Origin of the sequence: Vibrio sp. 1557, from assembly GCF_033340175.1 — a bacterium.
Taxonomy (GTDB): Bacteria; Pseudomonadota; Gammaproteobacteria; order Enterobacterales; family Vibrionaceae; genus Vibrio; species Vibrio alginolyticus.
Window position 1 is genome coordinate 20,787 of sequence record NZ_JAWOVZ010000010.1, and the last position, 12,421, is coordinate 33,207.

Below are 12,421 nucleotides of genomic sequence, written 5' to 3' on the forward strand. Positions count from 1 at the left end.
TGGTTTTCGGCTAAAGTCTTGCGAATTATTCCACTCGGAATAATTGACCTTTGGGTGTATAATCCCACGGGGTTCTTATGGGTGAAACAGCATGTTCTTGTTAAACAATACAAATTTTGACATTAGCACTGCCGAGGAGATCCCTGAACGCATTCAGTTATTGATTGACTCATCATCTCCGCTAGAGGCAAATCTAATGACAATCGTAACTCAACGGGAAATGTATCTTGCCAACTTTTCCCGGATGAATGATCAAGAGAAATCCAATTTTGTCGCTTCGTTGACGCGCATGTTCATGCGTAACTCGTGGACTAGATAATTTTCAAGGTGTTTTGTGAATTTCTATCAGAAAGGAGGAAGTGAATATTTATTTGTCTGTGACCTGTTTAAGGAGCTTCGGAAAAAAAGCAACTTATCTCAGGCTGACGCGGCCAACCATATCGGTGTTAACCAATCTTTCATTTCCAAGTTCGAAAATGGTCATACTGGGATTGACCTATTTGATGCATTAGCTCTCCTTGACTTGTATGGTATCGATCATGTTGATTTTTTCTATATGCTTGATCAGTTTAAAAAAAAGGAGATTAGAAAAGGTGCTCTACTCGACTACTTTTTATCAAGAAGCTAAACCTAATTACTCCAAATCCCTTTCATTAGATTAAACATCGAGTAGTTTAAATTCTTGCGTTCATCGCCTTGCGGGTAAGGATGCTTGTCATGATGTTCTTTAGGCACATCTGAAAGTAAAGTGTCCATAACAAGCCAATCACAACTTATTCCTTTGCTTATAAGTGAGTCCTGGACAAAAGCTTCAAAAGCCCTGGCTAACATCTCGCTTCTTTCTATCCAGTATTTTCGCGCTCCCTTCTGGCCTGCCAGTTTCTGTGATTGATTGAAATACTTAGTACCAGAGCAAAGTTGCTTAGTAATGATATTCCTCATAAGGAGAATGTTTTTCCTGAACTTATCAGGTGCGTTTTCCATGTCTACGCCAGTAATAAACTCACTGATCAATTTACCCTCATATCCTCTAGACCTTGCCAGAAGAGCATCAACTCCGTGGAACCACTCGTGAGAAATTGCACCAGGTCCACTCCGCCGAGTCAAATTGATGATATTTAGGTCTGGCTCATAATGGGCGCTTGCTTTCCCCTGCCCCCTTGCGCCGAAAGCTATGCCAAGTTGTCCTCCAAGCCCTATCCATCCGTCTGGTATCTCTAATATATGAGCTAATACCTTGAATGCATAAAAGCTATTGTTTACAAACAGTTGACGTTCTTTGTCTGGCATAGAGCTCCCAAACTGAACTCCTCTAAAATTGAACGTGTTTATGAATTGTTCTGGTGTAACATCATAGCTGAGCTGTATGTTTCTTATCGTTTCGATTTTCTTTCTGGGGATATAGGGCGATACATCTAAATTCATGTGACAACGTAATGCATTTATAGCATCCGTTTCACTTTTGAATTTGTTAGGGAACTCTTCTGTTTCTTTATATACAAACCGTTTTCCTTGTATCGAGCACAGTCGGTAGAATCCCCCCTCGAAGGCCACCGGAAATAGGTCAACATTGTATGGCTTGATTGTATAAGGCCACCCTAATTTTGGCAGCAAATGAATTAAAGATGATTGTCGTAGCGTCAAGGCAAACGGAGTTTTGTAGGTTCTATTTTCACCTCTACCAACAGCGTACAATGGGTAAACATCTCTAATATGTTGCCTACCAGTTTTCTTAGGGATACCCATCCGACTCCGAAATCGTTCCGGTAGCAACTTTACATCATCATTGTCAGCTACGTTTTCAAACAACTCTTGCAAAACAAGTAGTGATTTTTCGTATGCGTTTGTCCATTGCTCTTGACTGACAGATGGCTGAGCTGGACGGGGGTTATTCCTCCAACCAGAATAGTAAACCGATAAATATGCGCATACTTCAACTGACAGACCATCATCACACAATTCTTGCCAATTAGGTTCCGGCCAAATTGATTTAAGGCTAATGTTTGTGTCGCCGTTATCTTTCCCTAATACCAAATGCTTCTTTGCAAAAGGTAAATACTCTCCGGTGTCGTCTAACTTGCCCATATAATAAGACTCTTGGTTCTACTATAGAATTACACTTATACACCAGAGAACACTTAGTTAACTAACGCGGAAATGCCCAATCTCGGCAGATTTATAATGCATGAACAAAGCCTTAAAAATCCAGCCTTCTTACCGATGCTTGTTCGCGTACTTGAGTTGGGTTCAATTGAAGTGCTTGGTTCATATGGTGTACTCCTTTCAAATGGGTACACCAACCCCAAGAGGGTGATGTACCCTCGTGGGTTATAAAAAGTGAATTAATGCTGTTTATTTATGGCGACCAGCTATCGCACATCAGCGCTCAAGGCACTTTCCTAAGAAACCTGTTTAGGATGCTTAGGAAAGCGAGGGGTTTCCCCCTGCGCTTTTGAACTATCCCAGGTTAACGACAGGGATACTTGCAACATTGACATTGAATACCCTGTCTATAACACTTTTTGCGAACTCAGCTACGGCGTATCCAATTGCCGAGTCCTTCTTATTTACACATATTTCAATTCGGGAAAAAGGAGTCAGGGGCAATGTTTCGCCTTCATGCTCAGAGCTATATTCAACAAGACATTCCCCATTTTCATCAGTACAAACATAAAGTTTATTGTTTTTAATCAAAAACCAGTCTGTAGCAAAACTATCGTGGTAAGTAAGACTACTAGTTTTTGTTACAACGACAGCCTGATAAAACCTTTGAACCTCTCCACCAGAAGCAATGTGTTCAACAACATTAATATAGTGGTATTGATATCCATCAATATTGCTATCGGTATCAATAATCACTTCCTGCCTTAATGAAGTGTTAAAAATATACTTAATCATTGTTATCTCCTTAGTTTTTAAGGAGAGAGCCCCTAGAGGGCACATCTCCCTCCAGGGTTAAACTGAAAAATTAATATTTATTCATTCAAAGTTAAAAACCATCGCTTCATTGGAACAGTAACTTCAATCATTCCATTACCACAATAAGCTCCCCAAAAGTTATAAGTAGTCTCAAACATATCGAACTCGAATAGTGTTTGAATATGCTTATCAGTAATGGGGTTAAATGGTCCACCGCAGCCAACATGCATCGCTATGCCATAATCTCGCATATCGAAATCATCTAGGTTTTTTCCACCCACAGAAGCTATCAAATTCTCACCTCTGATTTCACCTTCACGTAAAAGCAAGACTGCTTCTTCGTAACTCGCATATTGTGTCGTTAAATTCACAATATGGCCATGCTTAGGTTTGTGTTGTTCCGATAGTGATTTCAGTAGTTGCTTCACACTCTGAAATCTTGCGTAAAGCCCTGGCGTGAATTGTCCTGCGAAAGTTAAGTTCGGACAGATCAACTCAAGCATGTCGTCAGGTATAGAACTAAGCCCCATTTGCTTTGCAAGCGGCTCAGCTTTTTTCATTGCATCTTCAACTACCATTGGGTTTCGAAGATGTTGCGGCATATCCATAGTTATTCTCCTTTGGTGAGACGAACAGACCCATCAGGTTTGGTTCCCCTCAGTAATTAGATGGTCCGGTAGCTAAAATGCTACCGGAGTTTATTAACAATCTGAGCTGCCTGTTCTGCAAACGGCCCAGAGTAATGTATGTCCATTTTTTTTGAACACCAGACAGTTCCAATTATTAATTGGTTGAAGTTTCTGTCTTTGTAACGTTGACGCATCAATTCTAGATAGGCGCTCTCATCACCTTCCCACCCCAAAGGAGGTGAGAAGGGACAAGTAGCTTCGTTACCTGGCTCAGTGTTTACTTCTGCTAGGTTATACACGCCCATAAGCACCTGCCCTACGCGCAATAAACTCGCGGAGTGTACTAATCGGCGGGAATCCCATCTGTCCTTGAGTTACCAGGACATCGTTCCAATCTATACCTTTTGCACGAGGTGGAATGGGCAGCTTAGGTAACAGCACATGAACTGTATATCCTTGCTTTTCAAGCTTAGATTTCAGCACATTTGCGGAGCGTTCCCCTGTTAGCGACTTATCCTTATCTGCAAAGATAACGACAGTGTGGATGTCTAACTCGTCTGGAACTTCAAAGTTTTCCAAAAGAGTAGCATTCACTGTGGACCATGTAGGGATGTGAGTAGCACGGAACCCAGACAATGCTGTTTCCAAGCCTTCTGCCAAACCTAATACTCCTTCTGTTGGCATACCTAAGCGAACTGCACCGCCAGTGACACTCAATCCATCAGGAACAGGCATCATCTTTTTAGCGCATTCTACTTTGGCCTTCTTACCACTTTTGGTCAGATATGTACGATGTAAAGTAACCAAGTTTCCTTTCGCGTCTCGGATGGCTTGTACTGCGGCTGGAAATTTTCCAACCTCATTACCATCTTCATCGTAATAGGACATACTTGGGTGGAATCGCAGGCTGTCTGTCTGTTCTACTACATCATGTGCAAACAAAAGTTTGCGATTGACGAAATAGGCACGTAACGGCTCAGCTGCTGCACAGTTAAAGGGCAAACATTCATTCCAGATCTTCTCAATTTTTTCACAAAGGCGAGCATTGTAAACACGTTCGCGTTGAGCTCTCTTTTGCATTTCCTCTTGAAGTTCCATCAACCAAGGCTTTGACTGCTCAGCAAAGAGCGGAACAACCTTGCTTTCTGAATGTTCTTGTTCAACTACGGCTTCTTGGTGATGCTCAACAGGGCTACATGAAGAATGATTATCCTCATGTTGTTCTGTCGGAACATTTGAATCAGCCCATGACTCTTCGTTATAAGAACCAGGAGCAGAGTGAGAGACATAGCTGCTGTTTGAAACCTTTGCCTGCGCTACAGACTCTGGTTTAGCAGTACGAACACTCTTAGTTTTCACTTCAACCAACCACGTATTGCGATGTGTTTGAACTGGTTTCTCACCAATGATCTCTCCAGTGCCTTCTTCAAATACAGGCTGCATTACGGTAACAGCTTCACGTCCCAAATTTGTGAGAGTGACTTCATCACCATATACAGCACCGCATTCTCCGATTGCTCTTTCTAGATCAACGCCCCAAATCTTACGTTCATTGCCCGTTGATAAACGAATGTAAGCAAAATAGCTTGGTTCATTTATCGGGTCGTCCTGGTAAGGAGCTTGACCGTGAGCAATTAAAGTGCCCTGATACTTAGGGCGACGATTTGGATCGTATTTGGTGTTATTCACTTTTGCCGGAGCAGATTGCTGTGCTCGGCGCGGTGAACTTGTATTATTGGAGCTTTGCTGACGCTTGAAATGCTTTGGAGCCATCAACAAGTCACCAACTTGCTGTAGGCATTCAGCAAAATCCCACCCTCTTGCTTGGTTTAATAGCTCAAAGCCATCATGCCAAGAACCGCAAGAACAAATAGCACCACCTGTTTCGTGAGCATCTTTGAACATACGGAAGTCTTTTTTTCCACCATGAAACGGACATGTAACATGGGACTTTCCCGCTTTTTTGAGTGCTGGTTCCAGTTCAGGCATTAAATGCGCCAAAATGAAAAGCCATTGACCCTTAGCGAGGCTACGAACTTCGTCTGCTTTATAGAAATATGAGTTATCCATAGTGTTTCTCCTTAGCTGAAACCCCGACATCGAGGCTTCCCTAAGTCCCCCCGTATCAGGGGCTTTAGGGAAACCCCGACACCGGGAAAAAATAGCCAAGGAGGCTCCCCTACCGGAGATGCTCTCCCCGGCTGGGGTTTGATTTTGGGCTATTGACCATTAACTCTGCGTATGGCCTTACCCAAGAAGGATTGCATCAGGTGATTACCTGATGATTTGAAGTAAGTTAGCCAGTCGATCCAATTCCACTTAGCGTAATCATCAAGAGATGGAGGATTAAAAGCTCCCCAAATCTTACTGTTTACGCCTTCGCGGAGAACGTAAGCTACTTTCTCGATTACTTCTTCTTTACTCATTAGAGTAGAGATTTTGCAAGGAGGCATCATAATGAGGCTCTCTGCTTGTTCATGAGTAATCTTCTCTATGGTGCCAGCGTTGATATCCACGACAAACGCTTTGGTTTCTGGTCCTTGTTCTGACCAGATCCAATACGTTATATGAACGGGATTAACGCCAAGTCCGACCGGAACGATTTGAGTTCCAGAAGGACGCAGTAACCAAACGAATTTACCGCTTGGGTTGCTTTTGAAACGTTCGAGCTCTTTACCATCAATCTCCAAATTAGATTTGAAATGGAGAGGTAGTTTTTCCGCATTCGAAATTTCAAGCATACGTTGTTGCAGATGTTGCAGAATTGCAATGTTAGACATAGGTGTACTCCTACAGTTTGCAGGTACACCTGGCCCATGTCGGGTTGGTGTACCCGACTGGGTTATGAAGGGTGAAAGAGAACTTTCACTTAAATTGAATGCTGTTTGTTTTTAGCGACCAGCTATCGCGTCTTCACTCTCAATGAGAGTAGAATTCGTCACTTTCCGTTAGGTGCTCTATAACACCTAAGGGAAAGTGGGGGCTTTCGCCCCTCACTGTTAATCATCGTAGAAATATCCTTGCTTGTCACACGACTCTGATGCCGAATAGGCTTCATATCGCGCATTTTCGTTAAACGAAAATTTCAGAGGATAAGCAATTGAAGGCGGAGTTTGCTTTGTTAAACGTCCATTCCATTCATGCTGTTCCATTGTGCCAGATACTCCATCGACGGTGAACATTTCATCATAACCATTTATCTTTACAATCGGGAAGTCAAACAAGCCAAGAGCTTCTATCACCATCACCTTGTCTGAACAAGCATAAACTTGCTTGTTCTTATCTCGGTAAAAATCAAAGCCACAGCTCAGATAAACCCCTATGATCCGCAAAGTTTCGTCATCCATTCCAGATGCAATGTTCTTATCTAAGTTTGCTTTTGCCAGCCAGACATGGGCGTTGACTCCACCAAATATGCCATAGCCCTCGTAAGCATTTTCCTGTAATGGTTTCTGACCATGAGGTTGTAGTAAGTAAACAGTGCGAACTTGACGTCCAGAATATACATTCGAGATGCTTTCTTTTGAATCACACGTTTTCCAGCTAAAAAATCCCATAGTGTTTCTCCTTCAATTATTTAAATCGAAGGGGGTTGCCCCACAAGGGGAGCAAGCCCCCCTCTAGGGTTAAGTAAAAATGTTAGGCCGCTTTACGAACTAACGATTCCTGCATTTGATGATGTTCTGATATAGCATTTTTGAGCTGTATTTTACGAACTTCTGCTATGGCATTACTGACCAATTCGCGGCGGTAACTTCCATAACTTCTGTCATTAACATCTATAACCAGGCCACCTATAGATTCAGATGCTAGTTCCTCTTCCGTCTCTCGGTCGAGGATCTTAGCTTCCAACCTCAGATAGCGCTGCTTACCATCAACAATATCCTGTATTGTTTGTAATGCTAACTCTTCGTCCCAGCATCCAATATCAAAGTCATGCTCGGGATGCTCTTTAAGCTGGACTGTGTAGTCAGCTGTATTAAACTCCCAGGAAACAACTTCTTCGTATGGCGTACCTTCCACCAGCGCATAGCCTTCGGCTTCAAGCTGTTGGGATGTAGATTTGATGTCATGTTCGAGACGACTCACAAAGTCGTTCCAAATGCTTTGCCATCTAGTGATGTGCTCATCAGTCACTTCACCTGTTACCAGACCAGCGGCACGAATCGCTTCAAAATGCTCCTCAGAGAAACTTTCAAAATCGACTTCATGACAAAGATCCATGCAGTTATAGTGGCTGTACCGATGCCCATGAGAGTTTCGCTCAATCGACATTCTGCAACATCCTATATCTGCTTCCCTTAATATTTCCAACATAGATAATGCTTCTTTACGAACCAAAAGGTTTTTTACGCGAAGTACGGCGTTTTCACCTGCTGTATTTGGGTCATAAATTCGCAGCATAAGCTTCTCTACATCATCCTCATCGAGGTTTCCATAGAAACTCATACCATCACCTTGACAGTAACTAAGGCTGTACTCGATTGTCAGACCTTCTGGGTAGCCAAGTTTTTTCAGTTGGTTATTGAAATGAGTTTTAATCATAGCTATCTCCTTGTTTTTTTGAGGAGACACCTCCCCCTAAGGGATTGGTGCCCCCTTAGGGTTTTAATGATTTCGGATTTAATAGTTAAGCACAGATGTCCAAAAGACCTTTCCGAGCGATCAACTGATGCTCTTCAAAGTCTTCCGGTGCAGAAGTGTCATAACCTTCACCATCGCTGTAATCTGGAGTACCCAGCACGATGATGTTGCCTACAACAGGTGAATCTGCACCATGTAATATACAACCGAGCTTGATACCGCTACTGAACAGTCCTTCTTCATCAAGATAAAGACTGACTGTTTTTCCATTCGATAGCTCCCAATCAAAGCTCTGGACCATGCTACAGCCGATTAGCTTATACATAGTTTGTAATCCGTCTTCTTTTGGAATATCGACTGGAGTGCAGCCTTCTGCGGTTATTAAATAGCCTTTGTTAGTGGCCTTAGACATTGCTTCATCACAAATTGACATGGAATCCTCCAAATATGTCATTGAGGGACACCAAGGCCCCAAAGGGGCTTTGATGCCCCGTTAGGGTTTAAAGATTGGTTTACTTATACGGTCACAGCGTCGATATCTAGGTATTGGCGGCAACCTGTTTTAGGGTGACAGCGGTGGCGAAAATTGTGCTTACCACCTTGCGTACCCATGTATTGCCAGCACTCTCCAGTAACTGACTCTTCACAAACCGCGTCGCCATTATTTAATGGATGTTGGGCCAATTCGTTCCACATTTTGTCCCATTCATCTGTATTTCTTTGTACTAGTTTGAAGTCATTATTATTCATACTTCGGTACTCCCAACCCACTGCTTTCCAAGGTATGCCTCAACTCCCATACGGGCCCATTCCGAAGAGATGGTTAACATGGAAAGTGTTTCATGAGTCCAAGGTGCAGTTGGCTTGATTCGTTTGAGCTCTTTGCCTTCGAGATCTGTCAGAATAAGATCTGATTGTTCATTTCCAGCAAGAATATCTGGCTCTCCCGGACGCTGATCAGTAACAAATTTGATGTAGCAACCTTCGTCATCGCTACATGACAGCAATTTATCTACTGACAAGTTAAGTCCAGCACCGAACCATTGATCTATTGCTTCGATCTCAGGGAAATCAGATTTCAACTGAGATACAACGCCAATCATCTTGTCGAGAGCATCTTGGAACTCCAGCGCATTGCCAGCTGCCACTTCAAGTTTGCACTTGATATATGCAGCGTAGGTATCGCAGGCTTTCACCAGTTGCTGTTCATAGCCACCTGGGGCAAATGCTTCCGCGACTGCACCTTGAAGCTCCAAAGGTAGCGTGTGAATTAACTGCTCCTCAGCAGCTTTTTCAAGTCGCTCGAACTCCCTCGCCAAAGTGTCATTAGCCTTTTTTACTGGCGTCACAACATCCTGACAGAGAACTTCGGCTACATCATGTAGTGCTGCGTGGGAAAGCATTTTGGCAAGATCGACCTTGTTCCCCTTTTGGTTTGCGACATGACCAGCGAGAAGAGCAAGCAACGTAACGGTAGCACTATGCTCCAAGACTGATTCAGGCTGTACTGAATGCATCAGTGACCAGCGTTTTATCAATCGTTGACGCAAAGCAAGTGCTAGGAATCCATAGTTTGAATTTGACATAGTATCCTCCAATGAAGTTTGAAGGGTACACAGTTACCACATAGGTCCCGTGTACCCATGTGGGTTAAGTTGTGAGAGTCCTTGTGGACTGTTCTTGAGGTGTATTTTCGGCCTGACACCGAAATATTTAATCAGATTTCTGATGGAATGTATTCCATTCAGAATGTAGTTGCTGCTTGTAGGCCAGCTACCTTTCAACGTCAGCAAAGCCGACATTTTTTTTAGTCTATCGCCAATCCAAATGGTTCACGAAACGTCTATTTGCCCTTTTAGGGCGTTTGGTTCTCATAAGTAAAAAACCCCAGCAAAAATGCCGGGGTTTTTGTTTACTAAGCCACTAATCACATCAGACATCAGCCAGTGTTTGATCACATACAGCTCTCCACCGTGCTTAGTGATCACTACTTTTGCTGCTGAACCGCCAAATTTGGCAATATTTGCAGCGCGAATGAATAACGGGTGTTTCATCAGCACAAACTGACGCAAGCATGTCAAGTTGATGTTGCATAGTATCCTCCGTAAAAAGTATGGAGGGCGCACGCCCCCACAGGGACATACACCCCCGTGGGTTTGATATTGAAATATTAAGGAATGATCGGCAGCCAATTATAAATGCGATATGCAATGTATAAACAAGGCACTCCAAATACGAGCCCCCAGAACTGCGCTACTGCATATTGTTTTGCATTCTCAAACCATGCGGCCATATCGGTAAGTAACGGGGGCCAGTCAAACGAAATGGCGACCAAAAGCGGCACCAAAACACACAAACTACCCACAACAGTCAAAACCGATACAATAATATTTCGTTTTTTATGATCGTATTGATACATAAGCTTATTTCCTTCTAGAGTGGGCTCAGAAGCACCCTTCTGGAGCTTCTGAGCTTTTGGATAGGCGTTAGCCTAAAATGATGGGAGTGATCCCAGTGAAAAAACCAAGAATGCCGAGTAATGCGCCTACCACTCCAAGACGGATTGATAAGCGAATAGAGAAGTCAGGGTGGAACCAGAACCACTGGTAAATTTCCCACCAGCGAGCTCTCCGCATTTCCAGTGATACCTCTTCTTTAAATTTCACTCCAAGAGCATCAACGGCATCGTAATCAAGACCAACAGCATTTTTGGTAATCGACATTGTTCCTGGGTTGCCCATTACATATCGAATTACTTTTGTGCCGTTATCGGGGTTATAGATCACTACTGGCTCACGTCGAAAGAAACGATTAGGATCTTTTCTCTTTGAGTCTACGTTTCGGTTATTTAACCGGACGATATTGTGACCTAAACCTGAATCTTCCATTGGAAGACGAACTACAGATTCAATTTTCATAATTGTCATCTCCATGTTGAATGGAGATAGCCCCCGGCAGGGACTATCCCCACGCGGGTTACAATAAGTACTGTTTGTTTTTGGCGACCAGCTATCGCACATAAGCGCCAAAGGCACTTTCCGAAGAATCCTGCTCTAGGATGCTTGGGAAAGTGCGGGGATATTCCCACACTTACCGCTCATTGAGCATTACTCCTGACGCATCTCATTCTTTGCTCCTTGTAAGGAGATCACATGCGTCGGATCTTCTTTATTTATATCAGCCCAAACCCGCAATTGGAGATTTCCAGCGTTGTTTTCTATCAACAATGGAAATCCAACGTTATCCTCAGAGTTGCAATCTGAGTAGCCTTTAGCACTTAGCAAAAGCTCACCACCGATATTGCCTATCTCAACCGAGGCCGAGACTTTATCACCTAACCCATCGACCAGATCGGTTATATCAGTTTGCAAGGCTGGTTTGTCAAGCGAGTACATCTTTTCGCATAGCGTGTCGATCTCTTCTCCGCTCAACGGCTTTTCGTCAGTAAAATGAGGAAGTCTTGCAAAGAAATCAGACAATTCCTTTGGGTTCGATTGCTCCATCGTCTCCTGCATCCAACGTAACGCGGCCAAAGCCATATTTAGTTCTTGGCTGGTTAATGCTTTCATTTTCCTTCACCTTTTAGTTGTGGGAAAACAAGTACCCAGAGGGCGCTTGTTCCCCCTGGGGTTAATTTACATGCCAGATCAAAGGTACTTGAGCCCGGCTGTTTTGGGATATGTAATGTCAGCAGCTTTGACGTCCGTCAGCAGAGCTTCCAGAGCTTCACCCTGTAGAGTAAATCCAGCAAACACCGCTACGTCGTCGAGCTCGTCACGCCATTGCATTGTGCTATCGAAGTGCTCGATGACACCATGCTCCACCATGATTGGCCGCAGCTTCTCATCTCGTTTCTCACAGCATTCCTTGTACCGGGCATAGCGTAGCTTGTCCTGGTACGCATCCTCAGGCAGGTCTTCGACCGTTCCGAGACAGCTATAAGGAGCTGGGTAGACGATGGTTTTCACACCATTTGAGACGCCTTTCATATCTTTATGAGTGTGCTTCCAGATCAGTTCAATTTGCTCTGGAGTACGCTCTGTTTTATTCACTTCTGTCATGACACTACTCCCTACTTGCGCGAATCTTTACTGGTGAACTGTTCAAACGTTATAGACTCAATCTTTTGAATCTGTTGGCGTAAGGCTGCTAAGCAATCGTGCTTAGCTCGCTCAAAAGCATCAGTCTTGTTGCGCTCGTGTGGGCGGGGCAGATAGTATCCGTCGATCTTCTCTACCGCGCTTCGTAGTGCATATCGGTTTAATTTAGTCATTTCTCTCTCCAGAGTT

Annotated in this window: 17 protein-coding genes; 1 reads left to right on the forward strand and 16 read right to left on the reverse strand. The window is 43.6% G+C overall.

Translation table 11 applies throughout. The annotated features are described in order from the left end of the window. The first annotated feature begins 334 nt into the window (after positions 1-334). The gene (locus R7070_RS13415; protein ID WP_014386779.1) at positions 335-628 is read left to right on the forward strand and encodes a helix-turn-helix domain-containing protein; all 294 of its coding nucleotides are present in this window, start codon (positions 335-337) and stop codon (positions 626-628) included. A 2-nt stretch (positions 629-630) separates the two neighbouring features. On the opposite strand, the gene R7070_RS13420 is transcribed toward R7070_RS13415, so the two are convergent. From R7070_RS13420 to R7070_RS13495, 16 genes are all read right to left on the reverse strand, one after another. Next, positions 631-2,085 (reverse strand): LPD1 domain-containing protein, encoded by a 1,455-nt coding sequence (locus tag R7070_RS13420; protein WP_014386778.1) that lies wholly within the window; start codon positions 2,083-2,085, stop codon positions 631-633. 372 nt (positions 2,086-2,457) lie between these two features. Beyond that, complete coding sequence (locus R7070_RS13425; RefSeq protein WP_014386777.1) at positions 2,458-2,898, reverse strand: hypothetical protein; 441 nt, start codon at positions 2,896-2,898, stop codon at positions 2,458-2,460. A gap of 77 nt (positions 2,899-2,975) precedes the next feature. Next, a complete protein-coding gene (locus tag R7070_RS13430) occupies positions 2,976-3,527 on the reverse strand; it encodes a hypothetical protein (RefSeq protein ID WP_032073025.1) in 552 nt (183 codons plus the stop codon). A gap of 312 nt (positions 3,528-3,839) precedes the next feature. Continuing rightward, a complete protein-coding gene (locus R7070_RS13435) occupies positions 3,840-5,618 on the reverse strand; it encodes a toprim domain-containing protein (RefSeq protein ID WP_041154738.1) in 1,779 nt (592 codons plus the stop codon). A gap of 149 nt (positions 5,619-5,767) precedes the next feature. Further along, positions 5,768-6,328 (reverse strand): hypothetical protein, encoded by a 561-nt coding sequence (locus R7070_RS13440; RefSeq protein ID WP_014386773.1) that lies wholly within the window; start codon positions 6,326-6,328, stop codon positions 5,768-5,770. A gap of 219 nt (positions 6,329-6,547) precedes the next feature. Beyond that, on the reverse strand, positions 6,548-7,105 hold the full coding sequence (locus R7070_RS13445; RefSeq protein WP_014386772.1) for a hypothetical protein: 558 nt from the start codon (positions 7,103-7,105) through the stop codon (positions 6,548-6,550). Between the two features lie 82 nt (positions 7,106-7,187). Further along, positions 7,188-8,093, reverse strand: coding sequence for an NgrC (locus tag R7070_RS13450; RefSeq protein ID WP_138221991.1), 906 nt, complete (start codon positions 8,091-8,093; stop codon positions 7,188-7,190). 85 nt (positions 8,094-8,178) lie between these two features. Continuing rightward, positions 8,179-8,565, reverse strand: coding sequence for a hypothetical protein (locus tag R7070_RS13455; protein WP_014386770.1), 387 nt, complete (start codon positions 8,563-8,565; stop codon positions 8,179-8,181). Between the two features lie 83 nt (positions 8,566-8,648). Beyond that, positions 8,649-8,882, reverse strand: a complete 234-nt coding sequence (locus tag R7070_RS13460; RefSeq protein WP_014386769.1) for a hypothetical protein — start codon at positions 8,880-8,882, stop codon at positions 8,649-8,651. Then, positions 8,879-9,718: a 5'-deoxynucleotidase gene (gene yfbR, locus R7070_RS13465; RefSeq protein WP_014386768.1), complete on the reverse strand. Its 840-nt coding sequence runs from the start codon at positions 9,716-9,718 to the stop codon at positions 8,879-8,881. Before yfbR ends, R7070_RS13460 begins: the two co-directional genes overlap by 4 nt. Positions 9,719-10,003: 285 nt before the next feature. Next, positions 10,004-10,186 (reverse strand): hypothetical protein, encoded by a 183-nt coding sequence (locus R7070_RS13470; protein ID WP_138221989.1) that lies wholly within the window; start codon positions 10,184-10,186, stop codon positions 10,004-10,006. A 116-nt stretch (positions 10,187-10,302) separates the two neighbouring features. Next, complete coding sequence (locus tag R7070_RS13475) at positions 10,303-10,551, reverse strand: hypothetical protein (RefSeq protein ID WP_014386766.1); 249 nt, start codon at positions 10,549-10,551, stop codon at positions 10,303-10,305. Between the two features lie 67 nt (positions 10,552-10,618). Next, complete coding sequence (locus tag R7070_RS13480; protein ID WP_014386765.1) at positions 10,619-11,050, reverse strand: hypothetical protein; 432 nt, start codon at positions 11,048-11,050, stop codon at positions 10,619-10,621. Positions 11,051-11,239: 189 nt separating this feature from the next. Continuing rightward, positions 11,240-11,701, reverse strand: a complete 462-nt coding sequence (locus R7070_RS13485) for a hypothetical protein (RefSeq protein ID WP_014386764.1) — start codon at positions 11,699-11,701, stop codon at positions 11,240-11,242. Positions 11,702-11,779: 78 nt separating this feature from the next. Continuing rightward, the gene (locus R7070_RS13490; RefSeq protein ID WP_014386763.1) at positions 11,780-12,193 is read right to left on the reverse strand and encodes a hypothetical protein; all 414 of its coding nucleotides are present in this window, start codon (positions 12,191-12,193) and stop codon (positions 11,780-11,782) included. Positions 12,194-12,204: 11 nt separating this feature from the next. Continuing rightward, positions 12,205-12,405 carry a hypothetical protein gene (locus tag R7070_RS13495; RefSeq protein WP_014386762.1) on the reverse strand — a complete coding sequence of 67 codons (201 nt, stop codon included), beginning with the start codon at positions 12,403-12,405 and terminating at the stop codon, positions 12,205-12,207. Positions 12,406-12,421: the final 16 nt, after the last annotated feature.

What these genes read in the sequence shown, in the direction of transcription:
- R7070_RS13420 (WP_014386778.1), bottom strand. Translation starts at nt 2,085, where the DNA reads ATGGGCAAGTTAGACGACACCGGAGAGTATTTACCTTTTGCAAAGAAG.
- R7070_RS13425 (WP_014386777.1), bottom strand. Translation starts at nt 2,898, where the DNA reads ATGATTAAGTATATTTTTAACACTTCATTAAGGCAGGAAGTGATTATT.
- R7070_RS13430 (WP_032073025.1), bottom strand. Translation starts at nt 3,527, where the DNA reads ATGGATATGCCGCAACATCTTCGAAACCCAATGGTAGTTGAAGATGCA.
- R7070_RS13435 (WP_041154738.1), bottom strand. Translation starts at nt 5,618, where the DNA reads ATGGATAACTCATATTTCTATAAAGCAGACGAAGTTCGTAGCCTCGCT.
- R7070_RS13440 (WP_014386773.1), bottom strand. Translation starts at nt 6,328, where the DNA reads ATGTCTAACATTGCAATTCTGCAACATCTGCAACAACGTATGCTTGAA.
- R7070_RS13445 (WP_014386772.1), bottom strand. Translation starts at nt 7,105, where the DNA reads ATGGGATTTTTTAGCTGGAAAACGTGTGATTCAAAAGAAAGCATCTCG.
- R7070_RS13450 (WP_138221991.1), bottom strand. Translation starts at nt 8,093, where the DNA reads ATGATTAAAACTCATTTCAATAACCAACTGAAAAAACTTGGCTACCCA.
- R7070_RS13455 (WP_014386770.1), bottom strand. Translation starts at nt 8,565, where the DNA reads ATGTCAATTTGTGATGAAGCAATGTCTAAGGCCACTAACAAAGGCTAT.
- R7070_RS13460 (WP_014386769.1), bottom strand. Translation starts at nt 8,882, where the DNA reads ATGAATAATAATGACTTCAAACTAGTACAAAGAAATACAGATGAATGG.
- yfbR (WP_014386768.1), bottom strand. Translation starts at nt 9,718, where the DNA reads ATGTCAAATTCAAACTATGGATTCCTAGCACTTGCTTTGCGTCAACGA.
- R7070_RS13470 (WP_138221989.1), bottom strand. Translation starts at nt 10,186, where the DNA reads ATGAAACACCCGTTATTCATTCGCGCTGCAAATATTGCCAAATTTGGC.
- R7070_RS13475 (WP_014386766.1), bottom strand. Translation starts at nt 10,551, where the DNA reads ATGTATCAATACGATCATAAAAAACGAAATATTATTGTATCGGTTTTG.
- R7070_RS13480 (WP_014386765.1), bottom strand. Translation starts at nt 11,050, where the DNA reads ATGAAAATTGAATCTGTAGTTCGTCTTCCAATGGAAGATTCAGGTTTA.
- R7070_RS13485 (WP_014386764.1), bottom strand. Translation starts at nt 11,701, where the DNA reads ATGAAAGCATTAACCAGCCAAGAACTAAATATGGCTTTGGCCGCGTTA.
- R7070_RS13490 (WP_014386763.1), bottom strand. Translation starts at nt 12,193, where the DNA reads ATGACAGAAGTGAATAAAACAGAGCGTACTCCAGAGCAAATTGAACTG.
- R7070_RS13495 (WP_014386762.1), bottom strand. Translation starts at nt 12,405, where the DNA reads ATGACTAAATTAAACCGATATGCACTACGAAGCGCGGTAGAGAAGATC.